At 57.5% G+C, this 21,593-nt stretch carries 19 protein-coding genes and 1 other RNA gene; 10 read left to right on the plus strand and 10 right to left on the minus strand.

Annotated elements, in window-relative coordinates; genetic code table 11:
• The first annotated feature begins 189 nt into the window (after positions 1–189).
• From ACQUQU_RS11845 to nhaD, 4 genes are all read left to right on the plus strand, one after another.
• The gene (locus tag ACQUQU_RS11845) at positions 190–1,785 is read left to right on the plus strand and encodes an ABC-F family ATPase (protein ID WP_430459898.1); all 1,596 of its coding nucleotides are present in this window, start codon (positions 190–192) and stop codon (positions 1,783–1,785) included.
• Positions 1,786–1,941: 156 nt separating this feature from the next.
• Positions 1,942–3,966, plus strand: a complete 2,025-nt coding sequence (locus ACQUQU_RS11850; RefSeq protein ID WP_430459899.1) for a methyl-accepting chemotaxis protein — start codon at positions 1,942–1,944, stop codon at positions 3,964–3,966.
• 343 nt (positions 3,967–4,309) lie between these two features.
• Complete coding sequence (locus tag ACQUQU_RS11855; protein WP_430459900.1) at positions 4,310–4,954, plus strand: cyclic nucleotide-binding domain-containing protein; 645 nt, start codon at positions 4,310–4,312, stop codon at positions 4,952–4,954.
• A gap of 193 nt (positions 4,955–5,147) precedes the next feature.
• Complete coding sequence (nhaD, locus tag ACQUQU_RS11860; RefSeq protein ID WP_430459901.1) at positions 5,148–6,401, plus strand: sodium:proton antiporter NhaD; 1,254 nt, start codon at positions 5,148–5,150, stop codon at positions 6,399–6,401.
• 216 nt (positions 6,402–6,617) lie between these two features.
• On the opposite strand, the gene ACQUQU_RS11865 is transcribed toward nhaD, so the two are convergent.
• From ACQUQU_RS11865 to tilS, 3 genes are all read right to left on the minus strand, one after another.
• Positions 6,618–7,349, minus strand: a complete 732-nt coding sequence (locus ACQUQU_RS11865; protein WP_430459902.1) for a glutathione S-transferase family protein — start codon at positions 7,347–7,349, stop codon at positions 6,618–6,620.
• Between the two features lie 120 nt (positions 7,350–7,469).
• On the minus strand, positions 7,470–7,871 hold the full coding sequence (locus ACQUQU_RS11870; protein WP_430459903.1) for a hypothetical protein: 402 nt from the start codon (positions 7,869–7,871) through the stop codon (positions 7,470–7,472).
• A gap of 120 nt (positions 7,872–7,991) precedes the next feature.
• On the minus strand, positions 7,992–9,326 hold the full coding sequence (gene tilS / locus ACQUQU_RS11875; protein ID WP_430459904.1) for a tRNA lysidine(34) synthetase TilS: 1,335 nt from the start codon (positions 9,324–9,326) through the stop codon (positions 7,992–7,994).
• Between the two features lie 199 nt (positions 9,327–9,525).
• Here tilS and ACQUQU_RS11880 point away from each other — a divergent pair, with 199 nt between their 5' ends.
• On the plus strand, positions 9,526–10,113 hold the full coding sequence (locus ACQUQU_RS11880) for a class I SAM-dependent methyltransferase (RefSeq protein ID WP_430459905.1): 588 nt from the start codon (positions 9,526–9,528) through the stop codon (positions 10,111–10,113).
• A gap of 40 nt (positions 10,114–10,153) precedes the next feature.
• Here ACQUQU_RS11880 and ACQUQU_RS11885 read toward each other — a convergent pair whose 3' ends face one another.
• The 4 genes from ACQUQU_RS11885 to ACQUQU_RS11900 all read right to left on the minus strand — a co-directional run bounded on the left by ACQUQU_RS11885 (position 10,154) and on the right by ACQUQU_RS11900 (position 13,372).
• Positions 10,154–10,906, minus strand: coding sequence for a TrkA-related ion transporter (locus tag ACQUQU_RS11885; RefSeq protein ID WP_430459906.1), 753 nt, complete (start codon positions 10,904–10,906; stop codon positions 10,154–10,156).
• A 624-nt stretch (positions 10,907–11,530) separates the two neighbouring features.
• Positions 11,531–11,888, minus strand: an RNA gene (gene rnpB / locus ACQUQU_RS11890) — RNase P RNA component class A.
• Positions 11,889–11,970: 82 nt separating this feature from the next.
• Complete coding sequence (locus ACQUQU_RS11895) at positions 11,971–12,951, minus strand: alpha/beta hydrolase family protein (protein WP_430459907.1); 981 nt, start codon at positions 12,949–12,951, stop codon at positions 11,971–11,973.
• Positions 12,952–12,961: 10 nt separating this feature from the next.
• Positions 12,962–13,372, minus strand: a complete 411-nt coding sequence (locus ACQUQU_RS11900; RefSeq protein ID WP_430459908.1) for a MarR family winged helix-turn-helix transcriptional regulator — start codon at positions 13,370–13,372, stop codon at positions 12,962–12,964.
• Positions 13,373–13,814: 442 nt separating this feature from the next.
• On the opposite strand from ACQUQU_RS11900, the gene ACQUQU_RS11905 reads away from it, so the two are divergent.
• Together ACQUQU_RS11905 and ACQUQU_RS11910 are read left to right on the plus strand one after the other, a co-directional pair.
• A complete protein-coding gene (locus tag ACQUQU_RS11905) occupies positions 13,815–14,720 on the plus strand; it encodes a hypothetical protein (RefSeq protein WP_430459909.1) in 906 nt (301 codons plus the stop codon).
• Positions 14,721–14,849: 129 nt separating this feature from the next.
• Complete coding sequence (locus tag ACQUQU_RS11910) at positions 14,850–15,311, plus strand: GNAT family N-acetyltransferase (RefSeq protein WP_430459910.1); 462 nt, start codon at positions 14,850–14,852, stop codon at positions 15,309–15,311.
• A gap of 133 nt (positions 15,312–15,444) precedes the next feature.
• Here ACQUQU_RS11910 and rsmI read toward each other — a convergent pair whose 3' ends face one another.
• Entirely contained in the window at positions 15,445–16,305 is an 861-nt protein-coding gene (gene rsmI, locus ACQUQU_RS11915) for a 16S rRNA (cytidine(1402)-2'-O)-methyltransferase (RefSeq protein ID WP_430459911.1), read from the minus strand.
• Between the two features lie 115 nt (positions 16,306–16,420).
• Between rsmI and ACQUQU_RS11920 the strand changes: the two genes are divergently transcribed.
• The 3 genes from ACQUQU_RS11920 to ACQUQU_RS11930 all read left to right on the plus strand — a co-directional run bounded on the left by ACQUQU_RS11920 (position 16,421) and on the right by ACQUQU_RS11930 (position 19,264).
• Positions 16,421–18,112, plus strand: a complete 1,692-nt coding sequence (locus tag ACQUQU_RS11920) for a penicillin-binding protein activator (protein WP_430459912.1) — start codon at positions 16,421–16,423, stop codon at positions 18,110–18,112.
• 60 nt (positions 18,113–18,172) lie between these two features.
• Positions 18,173–18,595: a YraN family protein gene (locus ACQUQU_RS11925; RefSeq protein ID WP_430459913.1), complete on the plus strand. Its 423-nt coding sequence runs from the start codon at positions 18,173–18,175 to the stop codon at positions 18,593–18,595.
• 84 nt (positions 18,596–18,679) lie between these two features.
• Positions 18,680–19,264: a phosphoheptose isomerase gene (locus tag ACQUQU_RS11930; protein ID WP_430459914.1), complete on the plus strand. Its 585-nt coding sequence runs from the start codon at positions 18,680–18,682 to the stop codon at positions 19,262–19,264.
• 84 nt (positions 19,265–19,348) lie between these two features.
• Here the strand turns inward: ACQUQU_RS11930 and ACQUQU_RS11935 are convergent, their stop codons facing one another.
• Positions 19,349–20,632, minus strand: coding sequence for an NAD(P)/FAD-dependent oxidoreductase (locus tag ACQUQU_RS11935; RefSeq protein WP_430459915.1), 1,284 nt, complete (start codon positions 20,630–20,632; stop codon positions 19,349–19,351).
• 209 nt (positions 20,633–20,841) lie between these two features.
• Entirely contained in the window at positions 20,842–21,582 is a 741-nt protein-coding gene (locus ACQUQU_RS11940) for a HesA/MoeB/ThiF family protein (protein WP_430459916.1), read from the minus strand.
• Between the last annotated feature and the right edge of the window lie 11 nt (positions 21,583–21,593).

Below are 21,593 nucleotides of genomic sequence, written 5' to 3' on the forward strand. Positions count from 1 at the left end.
AACGTCCCCCAATGCATCCTCACGGCCCCCTCAACGCAGCCGGCACCACGCCGCAGGCCGCCGCCTCAGCGCATGCACGCTGATCCGCTGGCGGAACCCAGCGTTGTGCGCCGCCTTCCGTTCGTTTTTCAGCCAGAAATGCGTATAATCGCGCGCTTTCCCGTAAACCGCAGATTTCAGGATTCCTTTGTGATTGCCACAGCCAATATCACCATGCAGTTTGGCGCCAAGCCGCTGTTTGAGAACATTTCCGTCAAATTCGGTGACGGCAACCGCTACGGCCTGATCGGCGCCAACGGTTGCGGTAAGTCGACCTTCATGAAGATTCTGGACGGATCTCTGGAACCGAGCGCCGGTAACGTGTCCGTTACCCCGAACGAGCGTCTGGGCAAACTGAGTCAGGATCAGTTCGCGTTCGAACAGTTCACTGTGATCGACACCGTGATGATGGGTAACAAGGAACTGTGGGCCATCAAAGAAGAGCGTGATGCCATTTACGCCAACCTCGAAGCCACCGAAGACGACTACATGCGCGCCGCTGAGCTTGAGGGTGAATTCGCCGAACTGGGTGGTTACACCGCCGAATCCCGCGCCGGCGAACTGCTGCTGGGTGCCGGTATTGCCGGTGAACTGCACAACGGTCCGATGAGCGAAGTGGCGCCGGGCTGGAAACTGCGGGTGCTGCTGGCTCAGGCGCTGTTCTCGAACCCGGACATCCTGCTGCTCGACGAACCGACGAACAACCTGGACATCAACACCATCCGTTGGCTTGAGGGCATCCTCAACAACATGAAGTGCACGATGATCATCATTTCGCACGACCGTCACTTCCTGAACTCCGTGTGTACCCACATGGCGGACATCGACTACGGCGATATCAAGATTTACCCGGGCACCTACGACGACTTCATGATCGCGTCTACTCAGGCGCGTGAACGTCAGCAGGCCGACAACGCCAAGAAGAAAGCCCAGATCGCCGAACTGCAGCAGTTCGTATCGCGCTTCTCGGCCAACGCCTCCAAGTCGAAGCAGGCCACCAGCCGTGCCAAGCAGATTGAAAAGATCAAGATCGACGAGTTCAAGCCATCCAGCCGTCAGAACCCGTTTATCCGTTTCAATCAGGAAAAGAAACTGCACCGTACCGCTCTGGAAATCACCAGTCTGGGCCACACCTATGAAGGCGGCGATGCCCTGTTCAAAGGCGTGGATCTGATGATCGAAGCCGGCGAGAAAATCGCGGTAATCGGTGCCAACGGTGTCGGTAAAACCACTTTCCTCAAATGTCTGGTGAACCACGTTCAGCCATCCAACGGCACCATTAAATGGGCCGAGAACGCCGACGTGGGTTACTACGCGCAGGACCACGAATACGAATTCGACCAGGACAAAAACCTGTTCGAGTGGATGGAACAGTGGAAAACCGAATCTCAGGACGAAACCGCGGTACGTGCTTCTCTGGGCCGCCTGCTGTTCAACGCCGACGCCATCAAGAAGAACGTTAAAGTGTGTTCCGGTGGTGAAAAAGGCCGTCTGCTGTTCGGTAAGCTGATGATGGGTAACCACAACGTACTCATCATGGACGAACCGACCAACCACATGGATATGGAATCCATCGAGTCGCTGAACCTGGCGCTGGAAATGTACGAAGGCACCCTGCTGTTCGTCTCCCACGACCGTGAGTTCGTATCCTCGCTGGCCACCCGTATTCTGGAAATCCGCGACAACAAGATCGTCGACTTCCACGGTACCTACGACGAATACCTGAAGAGTCAGGGCGTCGAATAAGCCGCACGCCCCCAGCTGCCGGAGAGTCATCTCCGGCAGCGCCCTCCCCGCTGGAAAACTCCCCCTCCCTGACCTATACCGGTAAGACCCATCACGGATGAACGGACAGACCGGGTCTGCGCTGCCGCTGATGGTCCAGCCCCGCGGGAGTCCACCATGTCGTTAGCCAAACGCGCCACCCTCTTTGTTACCCTGCTGCTCATTCTGTTTGTGTCGCTGTTCAGCGCCGGCCAGTACTCGCGCACCAGCCTGAGCAACGCCCTGGAATACATCACAGGTCCCGCCTGGGACGCCGCCGACGGCTCGATGGAAACCGCCATTCTGGTCGAGCGCGAAATGCTGCTGATGCACGAGCTTTACACAGCGCAGGAACTCAATACCCGCCAGATGGACGACATCCGCCGTGAAGCCTCCGATGCCTTCGGACGCATGGTGGCCAGTGGTCTGCTGGAGGCGAACTCAGTGAGCGCACTGGAATCCGGCCTCAACGCCTTTTATCAGGCTGGCGATGACGTGCGCAGCGCCTTCGCGGCCTTTACCACCGAGCGTGCCCGCATGAATGCCAATGCTGAACGACTGGTGACGTTGAGCGAGCAGATTGAAGAAGCCGGCGATCAGGAGATGGAAGCACTGGAAAACGAACCCGACCGTCTGCTCAGCTGGGCCGACGGCATTGCCGGACGCTGGATGGCGGCCGACGGCGGTATGGAAGCCACCATCGGCTTCTACCGGCAGCTGCACGTGCTGGAACGCATGATCAATGACGGCGTATCGCCCGCTCTGGAAACCCAGATGGAAGAAGCCACCGGTTTCCTCAATAACGGTCGCGCCTCCCTGATCGCCAGTCAGCGCCTGAACGGACCGGCGCCGCAAGGCTTCAGCGGCGGCACTATCAGCAGCGCCTACAGCCAGCTGGTCGATGCCCACAACCTGCAGCTGAGTAAAACCATCGCTCATCTGCGCGACATGCAACAGGCGCTGACAGGCTTCAATAACGCTTCGGCACATTTACTGGAAACGCTGCAAACAGTGGAAGCACAGGCCGACGCCAAAGTGGAAGGCGAAACCGCTAACCTCGATCACGTGCGCACCACCACAGGCACCATTATGGTCAGCATGCTGGCCCTGTGTCTGGCGCTGCTGGCCGCCGCCACCTGGTACATACGTCACCGGGTACTGGGCAGTCTGCGCGAGCTGGCCAGCACCCTGCGCGAAATTGCCGACGGCGACGGTGACCTCAGCCGTCGCGTCGACGGCCGTCAGCAGGACGAGCTCGGCACCATTGGCCGCTCATTCAACCGTTTCGTCGAAAAAATCACCCAGATCGTGCGCTCCGTAGACCGCAACGCCAGCGATCTGGGCGGCGGCATTCAGAGCTGCGTCAGCCTGTCGGCCAGTCTGTCGCGCGAAACCGCGAGCACCGCCACCGTCAGCAACGCCATTATGGAAGCGCTGGCTCAGGTCGAAGGCGGCGCCGACAACATCGCCTCGGGCTGTATCCGGGTGGCCGATGAAACCCACAAAACCGAAACACTGGCGTCCAGCGGTCAGCAACAGATGCGGCAGATGATCAGCGCCAACCAGAAACTGACCACCGACCTGCAGAGTGCCTGCCAGCAGGTGGTGAGCCTGCAGGATCAGGTGAACGGCATTAACCAGCTGCTGGGTGTGATCAGTGATATTTCGGAGCAGACCAACCTGCTGGCGCTGAACGCCGCCATCGAAGCCGCCCGCGCCGGTGAACAGGGCCGGGGCTTTGCCGTGGTCGCCGATGAAGTCCGCAACCTCGCCAACCGCTCGGCGGAATCGTCGCGCCAGATTGCCAACGTGATCGGGCAGATTGTGGAAGGCACCAACGAGGCGGCCGACAAGATGAGTGAATCCTCACGCCGCGCCGATGAGGGGTCGGGTATTTCGCAGCAGGCCGGCGAAACCCTGAGTCAGATTGTGCGCCACATGAAAACCATTAATGGCGAAATTCACATGGTGGCCTCGGCGGCGGAAGAACAGTCGTCGACCTTAAAAGCCGTGTCGGCGGATATGCAGAACATGGTGGCCACCGCCCGCCAGTGTCACGACGAAGCCGCCGAGGTGGAGCAGGTTAACCAGCGCCTCGACTCGCTGAAACACGCTCTGGAAAGCACCATGCGTCAGTTCCGTCTGCCGGACCGTCATCTCTGACGGTCCGATATCTCACAAAGCGGACAAAGTGCCGCAGCACCCTGAAAAGCGTCTGTGCGTGTGCAGAAAGGGGAGCACCGCAAGCCAGATCGTCAGCCAGACGCGCTGCGCAGGCTTTAATGCCGTAATTACACCGGACTGACACATGAGCCCGCCAATATGGCGTCAGTCAGAGCCTGAAACACCGGTAAAGTAGTTCATGCCCGGGCAGGCGCAAATGTTGAAAGCGCGTGCTGGGAAAAACATCACATCCTGAATTCCGGCCTGATTTATTGATCTTTGCTGTCTTTTTTCACGACACCAGCGTGCTATATTCGCTACAAATATTTACACCGGAGACATCATGCGCCGCATTACCCGTGAAGAGTACCCAATCGATACCCTGCACCGTATCGTGAATGGCGTCACCTTCTTCAAGGATCTGATTCACACCGACCCATCGCAGTTTGAACTGCTGATGAGCGTGACTCAGTTCGTGGCAGCGGATCAGGATGAAGTGATTCTGCATCGTGGCGATGACGCCAACGTGCTGTATTTCCTGCTCAAGGGTCAGCTGGCGGTGATGGCCGACGATGAAAGCGGTGACGTCATCAACGAAATTAACGCCGGCGAAATGTTCGGCGTAATGGCCATGGTGCTGAATTTCAAACGCTCTGCGTCTATTAAAGTGAGTGGCCGCACCGCCCTGCTGGCCGGTATCGATTACCAGCACTTCAGCGATATCGACGATTTCACCCTGTTCAGCCTGCGCACCAAAATCAGCTTCTTCCGTATGCTGACCAGCAACATCCGCTGGACACTGGAACGCAATAAAATGCAGATTCCGGATCACCCGCTGGTTGCCAAACTGCGCACCCTGCCGCTGTACACCGGCGAAAAAAATACCCTCGACGAACTGCACTTCCTGCAGCGTCAGGCCCATGCCCTGTCGGAACTGCTGTGCGAGTGGAACGACTCCCTCAACAGCGGCAGCTGGAAGGAATACTGAGCGCTTCGGCACTTTCTTGCGAACAGTCTGTCTCACCGCCACAACGTCCGGCGTTGTCACTGTCTTTACGGCCATGGTCTGACACCACTGGCCGAAAAATGCCTTTGCCTTAACCGCTGGCCTGCCTACAATGCCGGGCGTCCTGCCGGTCCGCTCGTGGCCGGCAACCTCCGAAGTTTTACCCGAGGTTTTCATGCCTGAAATACTCCCCTATCTGCTGATCGCTCTGGCGATTGCAGGCCTGCTGGCCGTGGTTCTGGAAGAAGTCATCCACATTAACAAAGCACAGGTAGTGCTCTTTCTCGGTTCCCTGTCCTGGGTGCTGCTGTTTGCTTTCTCGTCGGATGAACACACCCACGAACTGGTGCGTGAGGGGTTGCAGGAGAACATCGGCGAAATCGCCAGTCTCTGGTTGTTCCTGCTGTCGGCCATGACCTTCGTGGCGTACTTGAACAAAAAGGGGCTGATCGAAAGCCTGATTTATAAATTTCTGCCGAAGCAGATTTCAGAACGCAAACTGCTGATTCTGACCGGTCTGTTCGCTTTTGCGTTTTCGTCGTTGGCCGACAACATCACCGCCACCCTGATCTGTGTGGCCCTGATTCTGTCGCTGAACCTGCCGGCACCGAAAACCCTGCGTTTCGCCACAGTCGCCGTGTTTGCCGTGAACTCCGGCGGTGTGTCTATGATCACCGGCGACGTCACCACGCTGATGATTTTCCTGGCCGGTAAAGTGAGCATCACCAACCTGCTGCTGCTGTCGATTCCGGCGGTGCTGGCCGTGCTGCTGCTGGCGGTGATGCTGTCATGGCCGCTGAAAGATGTTGCGCTGATCCAGCACAAAGAGAACGATCTGGCGCAGGTCGATATGGCCATTGGTCTGGTGTTTATCGTCACCATTTTTGCCACCATGGCCGGTAACGTGCTGTTCGATATTCCGCCGGTGCTGAGCTTCCTGTCCGGTCTGTCGGTGATGTTCCTGCTGGCCCGTGCCTACGGTGAAGACACCGAAAACCACCCGATCATGAACTACATCCGTCAGATCGAATTCGACACCCTGCTGTTCTTCTTAGGCATTCTGTTGCTGGTTGGCTCGCTGAAAGAAATTCATGCCCTCGACAGCTTTGTGCTGGTGTACGAACACCTGCCGGCGTGGATGGCGAATTACCTGATGGGTCTGCTGTCGTCTGTGATCGATAACGTGCCGCTGACCGCTGCTCTGCTGAAGGCGGACGTGAGCATGAATCTGCAGGAATGGATGGCACTGGCGTACGCCGTGGGTGTGGGCGGTTCGCTGCTGATCATTGGTTCGGCCGCCGGTATTGTGGCCATGAGCAAAATCAACGAACTGACCTTCGGCAGCTACATCCGTTATTTCTTCGCCCTGATCGTGGCCTACAGCGTGGGTTACGTGGGTGTGCTGGCCATCGGCCAGTTCATCGGCTGAGGCCTGAGGCCCTGAACAATAACCCCGGCTGAATCGCCGGCCGGGGTTTCTCTTATTTTGCTTCCTGCCTGACCCGCCTGTTGTACACCGTCGCCCTGCGTCGTTATTTGCCGTGTTTTTATTAACGGTACTTTTTATTAGCAGTACTTCTTACTAGCGGTACTTTTTATTAACGGTACTTCTTACTAGCGGTGCTTTTTATTAACGGTACTTTTATTAACGATATTGGGCGTAACGGATGCGCAGCGGTTCCAGCAAATGGTCGTGGGCATTCAGCCAGCTGAGCATGGGCGCCGGCAGCGTCTCGCGCGCAGGCCAGGGCACCGGGTATTCGGCCGGCATAAACAGCGGCGCAAACATGGCGCAGGCGGTGAGATCAGCACGCGAGAAATGCTCGCCGGCCAGAAAGTGACGCTGGCTGTAACAGGCGCGCAGTTCCTGCAGCATGGCTTCGATACGGGCTTGTGCAGCCGCCGCGGTGGAGGCGTCTATCTTCATCCAGCGGCGCATGATTTTTTCCATTTTCGGAAACACCGCTTTCAGCAACCAGCGTTTGTAGAACGGCTGTCCCGAGCCAAGCAGCGGCAGAGCCAACGCCGGTGACGCCAGTAAATGATGGTAACTCCAAAGGCGCACATCAGCGCCCACGTCGTCGAGCCGGCTTTCCCACTCGCGTACCTGACGGGCCAGCACAGGGTCCGACGGCAACAATGGATGCTCGGGCTGAATCGTTTCCAGAAAATCGAGAATTTTGTCAGAACCGCTGACCACGTCACGTCCATAACGCAGCACAGGCACGGAGGTCTGACCGCTCAGACGGCGCAGACGTTTGATGTGAAATCCGGGAATAAAGCTGACCTTGCGGTAGCGGATGCCTTTGAAATCGAGGGCCCAGCGGGTCTTTTCGCAGTAAGACGAAATGTGAAACTGAAAGAGATCGGTGCGCACTCGGTGTTTCCTGCAGGCCAGATGGCTGAACTCTACCAGCGGCGCGTGACGGTAAGAAGTACCCGGTGCGGCTTTTACCTTTCTTTAACCGGGCGGCGATTTAAAAACGCCGTGAATACCTCAGGGCAGGCGTAACTGCAGCTCGACTTCGGCGCCGAGAATATTTTCGGTGATGGGACGGGCGCGGGCTTCTTCCGATTCATCCAGATGCAGCTTGCCCGACCAGTTCATCGACGGCTGCTTGCTGCCTTTGTGGAAGACGTCCGGCAGAACGGAATACTGCAGCATGACGTTATTGTCGTCCCAGTTGATGGACGGCAGCGTCAGATTCAGCTGCACCGGCTCTTCCGGCGCGGCCACGTCGCTCGCCTGTTCGCTGGAAGACTCGTCAATCTCCGGCTCCAGCGGCTGCTGGCTTTCTGGGGAAGGCAGTTTTACACCACGCAGAATCGGTGAACCCGTTTGTTCACAGGCAGTCAGAGCCACGACAGCGATCATCAGGCTTAGGACGCGTCCGCGCATGGTGTATTAGTTCCTCGTATTCAACAGACCGTTTCGAAAATCGCCGGCAGCATATCATGCCTGAGCATGAGAGCCAGACGCTCTGTCGGTTCTGACCAGTGCGTCACAGAATAATTCCGCTCAGCCCCAGCGCAGTAGAGGCCCATGGGCCGCCGTTGCTGCCGTGTTCAAGCCCGCGCCGGCACCGATATTGGCCACCGCCAGCAGGGTCGGCGCGCCGTTCACATCCGCCACCAGCACGGGCCACAGCGGGCGTAACCAGACCGGTACACCGGCTTCCTGAAACAAGGCTTTAAGCCCTTTGGCCGGACGGCCGCACATGCGCAGCGTCAGCCCCCGCGCCTGTTCAGCCGGCAGCAGCCGGCAACCGGCGGGCAGGCTCTGGCTCAACTCAGCGGACCATTGCAGAGCTGCTCCTGCCCAGTCGGATTTCATTCCGGCGTCGGCGATAAGCGCGATGTCCGACATAAGCACAGGCGCCGGCATGGCGACAGGTTCGGTCAGGCATAACCAGTCGCGGAAGCGGCGCACCGACAGCTCACCCAGCATCAGCTGAGGCTGGCGGTCGTCACCGGCGGCCATAACCTCATTAAGCAAGGTCGTCAGCCACTGCGCCGACGGCAGCGGCAGAGCACAGCGTTCCAGCCAGCCGCGGACCACATAGGGCAAAAGTGCCGGCGGCAACGAACGCAACGCCGCGACATTCAGCGCCAGTGGCCGGGTCAGCGGCCAGCTCAGCGTTTGCGTGCAGGCGTCGATGTGCGGCGCCAGCAACAGCGCCAGCGCCTGCTTGTCCTGCTGCAGCTGGCTGAGCGAGCGCAGCAGGCTGGCCTTGCGGCCGGGAAAGCGTTCAGCAATCTGTGGCAGCAGCTGGTTACGCCACCAGTTGCGCTCGTAACGGCTGTCCTGGTTGGATTCGTCGTTCACCCAGCTCAGCGACCAATCGTGTGCCAGTTGCTCCAACTGAGTCCGCTCCCACCCCAGCAGCGGCCGCAGCAGACGAATGCCCGGCTGCAACTCACGCTCGAAGGCCATGGCCGCCAGCCCGGTCAGGCCACTGCCGCGCAGCAGACGCTGAAAAAAGGTTTCCAGCTGATCGTCGGCGTGATGCGCCAGCAGCAGGGTGTCGCCCTTATGCAGATGACGGGCGAAGGCCTGATACCGGGCCTCGCGGGCGGCGTTTTCGATGCCGTCACCGGTATCCGTAAGCGTCACCCGCTCACACACCAGCGGCACCTGCAGCCCGGCACATACCCGCTGACAGTGCGCCAGCCAGGCATCGGCATTGGCCGATAAACCGTGATGCACGTGAATCGCGCGCAGCCTGCCCTGCAGCGGCAGCCGGGCCAGTGCCGCCAGCAACACCGACGAATCCAGCCCGCCACTGAACCCCACCCACAAATCGCCCTCGGGCGGCAGGCTGTTCAGCAACTGATCGGACAAGATGGGCGGCATACGGCGCTCCGGCACAGAAAACGCGATTGTAAGCGCTGCGTCTGAAAAACCAACCGCAGCAGCGGCAAAGGCCCGCGTTCACCGTGAAATAACCGGCGCGGGGCGGGCGGCGTTGCAACAGTCCATTCAGTTGCCACGGCCAATGCCGCACAGGGCGCTCTGATAAAATGCGCATAACCAATTTACCCTGTGGTTATGTATGTGGGATGAGCGATACAGCGGTGAGGCCTTTTTTTACGGGCGCGAACCGAATCAGTTTCTGGTGCAGAACGCGCGGCTTTTGCCGGAAGGCAAAATTCTGTGTCTGGCCGAAGGCGAAGGCCGCAACGCCGTGTGGCTGGCGGGTCAGGGCTTTCAGGTCACGGCGGTCGATTTCTCTGCCGCCGGGCGCAGCAAAGCGCTGAAGCTGGCCAACGAACGTCATCTGAGCCTGACCTACGAAGTGGCCGATCTGGCCTGCTTTGACTTGGGCGTCGAGCAATGGGACGGCATTGTTTCTATCTTTGCTCACCTGCCGCCGGCGTTGCGCCAGAGCGTGCACATGCGCGTGGTGCGCGCCCTGAAACCGGGTGGCGTGTTACTACTCGAAGCCTACACGCCGGCCCAGCTGAAACTGAAAACCGGCGGCCCGAAAGACGAATGCATGATGATGACTGCCCCCCTGCTTGAGAAAGAACTGAAGGGCCTGCACTTTACCCATCTGGCCGAAATGCGCCGCCCGGTACTGGAAGGCTGCGGCCACACAGGCACAGGCGCCGTGGTGCAGGCCATCGGCATCCGCGAATAACCGCTTCCGGTTCTGAGTCCAGACGTCGGGCTGCGCTGACTCAGCCCGCGTGGCGGTGATTCAGATACAGGCGGAATGCCTCTTTCACCGCCGCATCCGTTGGCGCCGCTGCGCTTTTCACCAGCATCAGAATGCTCTGTGCGTACACCCGCTCGTCGCCGGCCGGATGCACATGCACCTTGCCTTCTTTGCTGACCCACGCCAGCGGCGTGCCCATATTGGCCATCACCATGGCGGTGACCACGTCGCGCCAGTGATCGCCCTCCAGCCACAGCGGAAAACGCATCATCAGGTCGTTGTCGCGGGTGAACATATCTTCCATCACCAGCTCAGCCCCCGGTGATTCCATCGAGCGCACCAGAATTTCCGGATACGAACGGATCGGGCGGATCACCGAGCGCACGCCGATACGGCGGAAGCGGTCGCGATTCTGGTCGTCCACACACTCGACAATAATGCGGTAGGCCAGCCCCAGCTCTTTCAGGCGGTAACACAGGTCGAAGCACACCGAATCGGAATCCTGCTCCAGCTCGTCCCGCGCCAGCACCAGAATGTGCTCCGCCTCGGCCACACCGGCACGCATCATGTCTTCCATGCGCGCCGGATTGCCGTGCACCAGCCGCACCCCCGGCACCTCCAGATCGTACGACAGGCCGTTCGGGTAGTTGTTGTTCAGCAGCACAATCGGCGTTTTGCTGTTCGCCCGGTTATCGCGGATCTGCTGAATCAGCCGCTTGAAATAAACATCGCCGTTATACGCCGGCGCATTGATGACCACGATGTGATGACTCATAGCCCACCCCACTTTTTGGCTTCTGTCTTTCAGGCATAGCAGACGCGGCCCGGCCAACTAAGAACAATTGCGTATAGCGGCCAAAGGGCAATAACCAGAGGTTGTTAAAAGCCGGTCTGAGCGGCGCGCACGCCGGAATGTCAGGTAAGCGGATGTGTGAGCGATGGCTTTACGCGGGGAAGAAAACACCGGCCGGGCGGCGTCTGCCCGGCTTTATGTCAGGGGCTCAGCCGCCGCCAAACCGTCAGGTTCCCTGTAACGAGGAACATAGCGTCGTTGGCAATTATTGCCCCGACGGCGCCGGCTTCACCGTACGCGCAAAGAAAAGCCTGTGCGGACTTTCAGATAAAAAGAGTCAGCCGCTAAGCCGCCGAATCGTCTGGTTCACTGCAAAGGGGTTATAGCGTCGTGGACAATCATTGTCCGACAGAGCCGGCGGTGCGCTGAAAAGAAAAAGCCCCTGCGGACGTTAGTTCGCAGGGGCTTTTCGTAATAAAAGGAGTCAGCCGCTAAGCCGCCAGGGTTGTGTTATAGCGTCGTGGACAATCATTGGCCCGACGGAACCCGGCTTAACATGACGCGCAAAGAAAAAGCCCGTTCAGTTTCCTGAACGGGCTTTTGGATAAGAGGAGTCAGCCGCTAAGCCGGGTTCTGTCGTGGACAATCATTCGTCTAGGCCTGCAATCGCTCGCAGGCTCAAGCAACCTACCCGCCCCCAACGCGGGCCGCGCCATACGGGGGCCTATTTGGTCTTGCTTCGGGTGGAGTTTACCGTGCCACGAACTGTTACCAGTCGCGCGGTGCGCTCTTACCGCACCCTTTCACCCTTACCTGATCCCACTTGCGTGGGCCATCGGCGGTTTGCTCTCTGTTGCACTGGTCGTAGGCTCGCGCCTCCCAGGCGTTACCTGGCACCCTGCCCTGTGAAGCCCGGACTTTCCTCCCCCTGCTTGCGCAGGCAGCGATTGTCTTGGCCGACTCCGGGCGCGGATATTACACAATCGAGCGGAGTTTGTCCCAAGGTGTTTGTAGCCGCTTGTTTCTGCGCAGTTGCACTCAGCGCTTTACCCCTTCTGCCCCTTCAGCACAGGCGCAAACACCTGATCCCACAGCGCTTCATAACGTTGCTTGTGCCAGCCGATATGGCCAATGCGTTTCTGGCCGATGTCCTGCGGCGTAACGCGGATATGCTGCTTTGGCGCACCGGTAAAAAAGCCGTGCAGCATGGCTATGCTGCGCACCGACATCATTTCGTCATCGCTGAATTCCACGGCGGTAATGGGCGCTTTCACCGACGCAAAACGCTGACGCATCCAGTCGCCTTCAGCACCCACGGCGTATTCTTTTCGCAGGCACCAGCGGCGCCATTGCAGCATCACGCCTTTCGGCATATCCGTCATAATGCCGAGCTTTTTACCGGGGAAATACCCCAGCACAGGCACCACCGCCGGCACCAGGAAATACCATAAAAACCAGGCCACGCGTTTGGTTTGCGCCGAGTTGTACCACCAGGTGCCCACACCCGACGCCACGGTAATAATGCGGTCGATATCCGGGTTATGACCCATATAACCAATCAGATGGCCGCCGACGCTGTGGCCGATCCAGATGCGCTCAAGCCCGGGAAAACGCTCTTTCACATAGCCAAGCACCGCCGGGCAATCGTTATGCGCCCACGTCAGCTTGTCGCTTTTGCTGTGCTTGATATGGCCGCGCACCGACTCGCCCATGCCTTCGTAATCGAAGCTCAGCGCAACATAGCCCTGCCCCGCCAGCCAGCGGGCAAAATCGTCGTACAGATAATGGGCCACGCCCATGGCCGGGGCGATAATGCACACACCTTTGGCCGCGCCCTGCGGCTCGAATACTTTGGCCGCCAGTTCGAAACCGGCCTTTGTGCGGATGCGGATGCTCTGGCCATTCAGGCTGTTGTTCTGACTGCTGTTCAGGTTGTTGTTCTGGCCGTTGTTCTGGCCGTTGTTCTGACTGCTGTTCAGACTGTCGTGCACTGCGCCGCTCGCGGCGGGATTAACGGATACGTTCATACGGGCAACCTCAGAAGGTCTGCAGAATAAAGTTAAGAAAGCGCAGCACCACCAACAGCTCGTCGTCGCTGAATTCCTCGGCAAAGCGCTCGTTCAGCTGAGCGATTAAGGGTTTTAGCTGCTGGGTTTTGGCGATACCGGCCGCAGTAGGCACCAGACTCACCGCGCGGGCGTCGTCGGTGCTGGCACGCTGCACCAGACCGTTCTTCTCCATACGACCGATCAGCCCGGTAATGGCCGACTTGTTCAGCTCCAGTGCCTGCGCCAGATCCTTCTGCAAACAACCCGGCTGCTGGCAGATCATCATCAACGCTGCCAGCTGGGTGACCGAGGCATCCAGTTCGCGCTCGCACACGCTGTCGACGTGACGAAAGAGTTTTTTCTGCGCCATGTTCAGCAGAAAGAAGAGGCGTTTATCCATACCGGGTCGGCTCGCTCAGACAGTTGGTTTGCTGCTTATGCAGCAGAATGGTTCACATCTAAACAATATTTAGTTCGCATGTAAACCTTTTAATAAAACAGCGAAGTACTGGATATCCCCCCAGATTATTCAGCACCACCGTCGGAATCGTGCGCGTTTACGCGCAGGCGCCCAAACGCGCATGCACGAATTGCCACCGCATATAGGAAATCTGACTAATAAAATCAATGGGTTAACAGATTGCACAGATTGATAGTGCGCAATGCGTAAAGACGACCGCAGGGTCATAGTGTGCGTGCGCGTTCAGAGCTTGATAGCAATGTTATTAGCGCGCTTTTCGCAACGGAAACAGTGGGTTAGACTCGGGACTTAAACAAGGACACAGGTGTGTAAGTGAGCATGCCTATGAATAAACTGTTATCTGTAAACAAAACGATGAGCCATGATCCAAAATAAGCCAGAACCAAAAGATTTCGAAAAGCAAAGTGTTCAGTACTTAATTCAAGCTCTCGACCTCATTAGATCAAATGATGAAAGTTTTGATTTTATTGAAGATTGTGATGTTCGAAAAGAAGACTATTGGGAATACCATCAAGGAATACTAAACAACTCCTTAACCCTACTTTTCTTAAGCTTAGAAAATTACTTAAAAAAAGAGATATGTGGAGTCTCACCATTACTCCTTTTGGCTGGTGAGCCTAAAAAATGGGGTTCTTCTAAATCAAACAAAAAGTTTAGTGAATTGTTCATTCACCAATTTGATGATCTGTTGGTGTTATATCAAGAACTAGGGCTTGGAGATCTAACAGCACAAACAAAAACAAAATTAGAAGACCTTAGAATAAAGCGGAACCAGATTACCCACGGAGTGACTGAGGGTGTTCTGACGCCAAACTATGTATTGGAAACGTTTTATACAGTTGCTGTGCACATTTGGGGTCCGAGAAAATGGTGGGACCAACTAAAAAGTCATGTTTTCAATGAACCGCTATTTGGCATATATGATAGCGACCATGAAAAGGCAAGTGTAACGTCATATGCTGAGTTTCTTGTGTCATATCTGGGTAAGTCGAAATCTGGCGAGATGCTTGGTGTAAACTTAAAACAAAGAACTTACTATTGCCCATCATGCCATTATTGGCTTAATCACGAGTTCGATGTAACTGATTCAAACTACGCTATTTTAAACCCCAATACGCCAACCTCTAAAAATTTATACTGTGTGGTTTGCGATCAAAATTATGAGGTAGAAAGGGCTCGTTGTCAGGAGCCAGACTGTAAGGGTAATGTGATTGGAGGAGACAACTATTGTCTAACATGCTGGACCGAGCAAGATGAAGACAGATAACAAAGCCAAACACATTCGCCAAATGCAAAAAGCCGCATTGGGCTGGACCTCACTGACACTCGGCCTGTGTTGGCGGCGTTACCTGTACAATGTGAATTTAATTTTTTTGAATTTTGGAAACATCAACTCATGAAGTTAGATTTCAAGTGGTCCCGAATAGAAGACCTCTCCACGCTCGAACTATTTGCCATCATTAAAGCAAGAGAATCTGTTTTTATTGTTGAGCAGCAGTGCCCATATCAGGAAACGGATGATATGGATCTGCATGCCTGGCATCTTGAAGTATCCGTAGACAATCAGCTTGCGGCGTACGCCCGGGTAGTTGATCCCGGCATTAAATATGAACAACCGTCAATTGGTCGCGTTATGACCATTTCAGAATTCAGAAAGCTGAAAATCGGCCGTTCGCTTATGACGGAAGCCATTCGCTTTACTGAGGAAAAACACCCTCAGATGGGTATAAAAATTGGCGCGCAGGTTTATCTGCAAAAATTTTATGAGTCGTTTGGTTTTACAGCCGTCACTGAACCATACGATGAAGACGGAATTCCGCATATCGACATGATCAAACCCGGCAGAAACGAAGACTAACCAATATCTGACACAGGGCTGCCGATCTTGCTCCGGCAGAACGGACACTCAATTCTCTCTCAAGTGGCCGCCACTTACTTTCTCAAGTGTCCGCCACATACTTTCTCAGGTGGCCCCACACCGTCGCAAACCCTCACGCCTTTCCCTGTATCTCCAGCGCTTTCTGGTACAGCTCTTTTTTATTCTCGCCGGTCAGATCGGAAATGACCGCCGCAGCTTTTTTCGGCGGTAATTCGGCCAGCAATAAGCGGAACAGTTTGTCGGTGTCCACTTCGCTGCTGGGCGCGGGGTTGGTATTGCCGGTAATCATCACCACAAATTCGCCTTTCTGCTGGTCTTCGTCGGCGCTGATGCGCGCCAGAATGTCGGGCAGTGTGCCGTGGTAAAAGGTCTCGAAGGTTTTGGTCAGTTCACGCGCGACGCAGGCCTGACGTTCGGCGCCGAAGGCCTGTGCCATGCATTCCAGCGTGTCGAGGATGCGGTGTTTGGATTCGTAAAACACCATGGTGCGCGGTTCCTGGGTCAGCGCATCCAGTTTTTCGCGTTTGCCGCCGCTTTTGTGCGGCAGAAAACCTTCGAAGGTAAAACGGTCGGTGGGCAGGCCCGCCGCGCTTAACGCGGTAATAATGGCGCTGACGCCGGGCACCGGGGTAATGCTCACACCACGCTCGCGCAGCGCGGCCACTAACGGGTAGCCGGGGTCGGAAATCAGCGGCGTGCCGGCGTCGGACACCAGCGCCATGGTCTGGCCACTTTGCAGGTGGGATGTGACCTGTTCCACACGTTCGCGTTCATTGTGCTCGTGCACCGACAGAAGCGGCTTTCTGAGGCCGAGGTGCTGAAGTAATTTCTGGGTATGTCTGGTATCCTCGCACGCAATTACATCCACGCTGGTCAGCACCTGCTTTGCGCGTTCGGTGAGGTCAGCCAAATTACCAATCGGTGTCGCCACGATGTACAACGTGCCGGCCTGAAGTCTGGGATCTGAAATCATGCGGGGAAATCTACCTGAAGCCTGGATTAGCGGAACGGTCCGCGCGCTGTCCTTGCTCGTTGCGGGCGCGTGCATCGCGCTGAGCGGCTGCTCTACCACGCCTCAGCAGCCCACGGTGGGCATCAGTGAAAGCACGGTATCTGAAGGTACACCAGCCCTGCTGCAGCAGGTCCGGCGCGAGCTGGACGCCGGCGAGTTTGGCAACGCCGCGCTGCAATTGCAACTGATTGGTGAACGCACGCTGAGTCATAAAGAGCGCATCGACTATCTGGCGCTGTCAGCCGAACTGCATCTGGCCAGCAAAGAACCGGAACTGGCTGCCGGCTACCTCGACCAGCTGGGTGAGCTGATGGCTTATGCCTCCCCCGATCAGGAAAACCGCATCAGCCTGCTGCGCGCCGCGTGGTACGAGAATACCGGCCAGTATCTGGCAGCGGCCCGTGAGCGCGACTTTTTGTCGGGTGCGCTGGACGGCGAAGACAAAGACCAGAATCAGGAACTGATCTGGACCGACCTGATGGCCATTACCGAGCTTGAGCTGCTGGAATGGGCCGAGAAAACCCCAGACACCCAGTTTGGTCAGTGGCTGCAGCTGGCAGCGATTTCACGCAACTCGCGCCTGACGCTGGACGAACATCTGGAAGCCGTTACCCAATGGCAGAAACAGCACCCGCTGCATCCGGCCAGCAAGAAACTGCCGGGCGGTCTGGCGCTGCTGAGCGATCTGGCCGCGCACCGTCCGACCCATGTGGCGCTGCTGCTGCCGCTGTCGGGCCCGCTGGAGAAAACCGGTCAGGCCATCCGCGATGGCTTTATGGCGGCTTATTACGAGTCGCTGGATAAAGGCTACGCCACGCCGGATGTGAACGTGTACGACAGCCAGCAATACCCGGAAACCGAGATCGCCTATGTGCAGGCGCAGATGGACGGCGCCCAGTGGGTGGTCGGGCCAATCAGCAAGCCTGCGGTGCAGGCGCTGCAGGCCAAAACCAGTCTGCCACTGCCGACGCTGGCGCTGAATTACGGCGACCGCAGCGAAACCGGCACCACGCCGGCTAACCTGTATCAGTTTGGTCTGGCAGCGGAAGATGAAGCCGTGCAGATTGCCGAGCAGGCCTGGGCCGACGGTCACCGCCGCGCGCTGGTGCTGGTACCACAGGGCAACTGGGGCGAGCGGATTTACGCGGCGTTTGAAGAACGCTGGCTGGCGCTGGGCGGTGAGATCGGCGAACAGCGTTTCTACCCGAACCGTCAGGACTACAACCCGGAAATCAAAGCGCTGCTGAACGTCGACGACAGCCAGAAGCGTTTTCAGCAAATGCGCAAACTGCTGAAGCAACCGACCGAATTTGAACCGCGCCGCCGCGAAGACGTCGACTGGGTGTTTATGGTGGCGCTGCCGCAGCAGGCGCGTCAGATCAAACCGACGCTGGCGTTTAACTTTGCCGGCGACCTGCCGGTGTACGCCACCTCGCACGTGTATTCCGGCGAAGCCAATTCGCAGAAAGACCGTGACCTGAACGGCATTCAGTTCTGCGATGTGCCGTGGCTGCTGGAACCGAGCGCACTGCACGACAGCGTGAATGCGGCTCTGAACAACGGTCAGGGTGGTTATGCCCGCCTGTACGCCATGGGCGTGGATTCGTTCCGCCTGCTGGCGCGCATCCGTCAGCTGGAAGTGTTCCCGCACAGTCAGATGTTCGGTGCCACCGGCGCGCTGATGCTGGACGGCGAGCGCCGCATTCACCGCCGCACCGAGTGCACAGAATTCCGCGCGGGTAAGCCGCGCCGTCTGGCGGGCTTCTGAAGCCCGCGCCAGACACGCCCCACTCACAACAACCGCTTAAAACAACAGGGCAAGGACGCCATGTGGTTTTCCCGCAAAAAGACCCCGGCTGACGCAGCTGAAGCATCAGCCAAAAACACATCCGCCAATGAGGCCACCAGCCGCCGCAAAGGCGCGGCCATTGAAGCCGCCGCCGAAGCGTATCTGCGCACGCAGGGGCTTAAGCCTGTGGCCCGCAACTACTGCATCCGTGGTGGTGAAATCGACCTGATCATGCGCGACGGCGCTGTGCTGGTGTTTATTGAGGTGCGCTACCGCGCCAATGCCCGCCACGGTTCCGGTGCCGAAAGCATCACCCCGCGCAAGCAGCAGAAACTGCTGCTCACCGCCGAGCATTACCTGCAACAGCAGTTCGGCAGCAACCCGCCCGACTGCCGCTTTGATGTGATCTCGGCCAGCGGCGACCCCGTGCTGTTCGACTGGCTGAAAAATGTTTTTGCCTGACGCCTCACACTGAGAATCTCTGCTATTTGGCTTCGCCCCGCCGCTCCTTTATGATGTTCAGCCTCGTACATCCGGAGAGTTGTTGTGCAAGACCGCATCATCGGCCATTTCGGCGCCAGCATTGAAACCAAAACCCTGTCCGCAGAACAGTTACCGCCTTACATCGAGCGTGGTGCTCAGGTAATGGTGAATGCCCTGCTGAACGGCGGCAAAATTCTGACCTGTGGAAATGGGGGCTCTGCCGGTGACGCTCAGCACTTTTCTTCTGAGCTGCTGAACCGCTTCGAGCGCGAACGTCCGAGCCTGCCAGCCATTGCGCTGACCACCGACTCGTCCACCGTGACCTCCATCGCCAACGATTACAGCTACAACGAGATCTTCTCCAAGCAGATCCGGGCGCTGGGTAATCCGGGCGACGTGCTGCTGGCCATCTCCACCAGCGGCAACTCGGGCAACGTGGTACAGGCCATTCAGGCCGCCCACGAGCGTGATATGACGGTCGTTGCCCTGACCGGTAAAAACGGTGGCCATATGGCGTCGCTGCTGACCGCCGACGATGTGGAAATCCGCGTACCGGCCAACGTCACCGCGCGCATTCAGGAAGTGCACCTGCTGGTGATTCACTGCCTGTGCGACCTGATCGACTGCTCCCTGTTCGGCGAAGAGTAATCCGGCGAAGAGTAGGCGCACGAACGCAAACGACAGACATAAAAAAACCGGCAGATGCCGGTTTTTTTATGGGCGCTCAGCGCATCAGTGGTCGTCTTTCAGACGGTTGATGCCCAGCGCTTTCAGGGTGTACTTCTCGTAAATCGGCTCGCTGGAACCGGTTTTCATCTTACGGATGAAGTACTTCTCGAAGGCGATCTTGGCCAGATGCACCCATTTGCCTTTCTTGAACCAGGTAACGTTGCGCGGCGGAATCTGCGGAATCGCCACAAACGCCGCACCCGTGTTGCCCATATCAGCCAGACAGATGGCGCTCCAGCTGCCACGGTGATTGGCTTCACCTTTGCCATCCAGGTCGGCCGCTAAGTTGTGGGCGATGGCGGTCATCATGGATTCGATCATGTAACCGGTTTTCGGCGTACCGGTTGGCACCGGAGTTTCTTCCACCGGCGGAATGGCCACGCACACCCCGGCCGAGAAAATGTTCTTGAAGACCGGGCTGCGCTGGAACTCATCAATTTTCACAAAGCCTTTCGGATTCACCAGCTCGGGCACCGCAGCCACCGGATCCACACCCGCGAAAGATGGCAACATCATGGAATGTTTGAACGGCAGTTCGTGCTGTTTCTTCAGGGTTCCATCGTCGTTCATCTCGTCGACGTACATCACACCGTCACCCACTTTGGTGACCTTGGCGTTGGTGATCCACTTGATGTGACGGTTACGCAGCTCGCTTTCGAGCATGGATTTGGAATCGCCCACACCGCCCAAGCCCAGATGGCCAACATAGGGCTCGCTGGACACATAGGTCATCGGAATACGGTCGCGGACTTTTTTCTTGCACAGTTCGGTGTCGAGAATAAAGGCGTATTCATACGCCGGGCCAAAACAGGAAGCACCCGGCATGGCGCCGACAATCACCGGGCCCGGTTCTGCAATCAGGGCCTTAACGTTGTCGTAACAGCCTTCAGCATGATCGAGCGAGCACACCGACTGGGTAAAACCACCGTGCGGACCGGCGCCTTCAATGGCAGCGAAGTTGAGCTTGGGGCCGGTACAGATAACGAGGTAGTCGTAGGCTTCTACCTGACCATTGGCCAGCGTGAGTTTGTTGGCGTGCGGGTCTATGGTGACCACCGCCGAGGCGATGAATTCGATGCCTTTCTTTTCCAGATACGGACGGATCGGGAAGCTGATTTCCGGACGTTCACGCCAGCCCACCGCAATCCATGGATTGGACGGAACAAACTGAAAATCTTCGCGCTCGTTGATGACCGTCACCTGATGATTTTTGCTCAGGATTTCGCGGATTTCGTAAGCGCCCGCCATACCGCCGGTGCCGGCGCCAAGAACGATGACTCTGGCCATAAGTGCCCCTTGTCTCTGTGCGTGTTTGTTATGTGTAGATCAGAGGGGAGCAAAGGCAATGCCAAACATTACTGTATAAGCATAAGGTATTAACGGTGCCGGCAAACGGCTGATAACACGGGATTTTCCCCCCGGCCGGCGGAGGGTATGGCAGGACAAAACAGGCAATGACAATCGTGACTGACAGCGTAACTGTCAGGCGACTGCCATTATTGGCAGTCGGAGCAGGTCGCGGTTTTCTGCAGCGTCCAGCGACGCCAGTCGGCACTCAAGGCATCGAAGGTCAGCAGCGTGCCTGACAAAGATTGCCCGATTGCCGTCAGACATTTCAGCGCTTCCAGCGCCTGCATGGCACCGATCACACCAACCAAGGGCGACACTACGCCGTTTTCGGCACAGGTCAGCTGCTGTTCGTTGAGCGCCGGGTACAGGCAACGGTAACAAGGGGCCTTCGGATCGCGGGCATCAAACAGCGTGACCTGACCACTGAAGCCCACGGCCGCACCGGATACCCAGGGGGTTTGGGTGGCCAGCGCCGCCCGGTTGAGGGCGTAGCGCAGGGCGGCGTTGTCGCTGCAATCGACCACCAGATCCACCGACGGCAGCATCTGCTCCAGCCAGTTCTGATCGGCACGCAGGCAATACACGCTGGTCCGAACTCCCGGATTCAGGCGCTGTGCCTCGGCGGCGGCCGACTCGGCCTTGTAACGGCCAACATCGTCGCTGCCATGGGCGGTCTGACGTTGCAGATTCGAGAGTTCAACGCGGTCGTCATCGACCAGAGATAAATGGCCCACGCCACTGGCGGCCAGATACTGCAGCACAGGACAGCCCAGACCGCCGAGACCAATGATCATCACGTGCGCATCGAGCAGCGCCTGCTGGCCGTCGATATCGAGTTGCGGCAACAGGATGTGGCGCGAGTAGCGCAGCAATTGTTCATCGTTCATCGGCAGGCTCC

The organism is Thalassolituus sp. LLYu03 (genome assembly GCF_050507655.1).
GTDB lineage: Bacteria > Pseudomonadota > Gammaproteobacteria > Pseudomonadales > Oceanobacteraceae > Venatoribacter.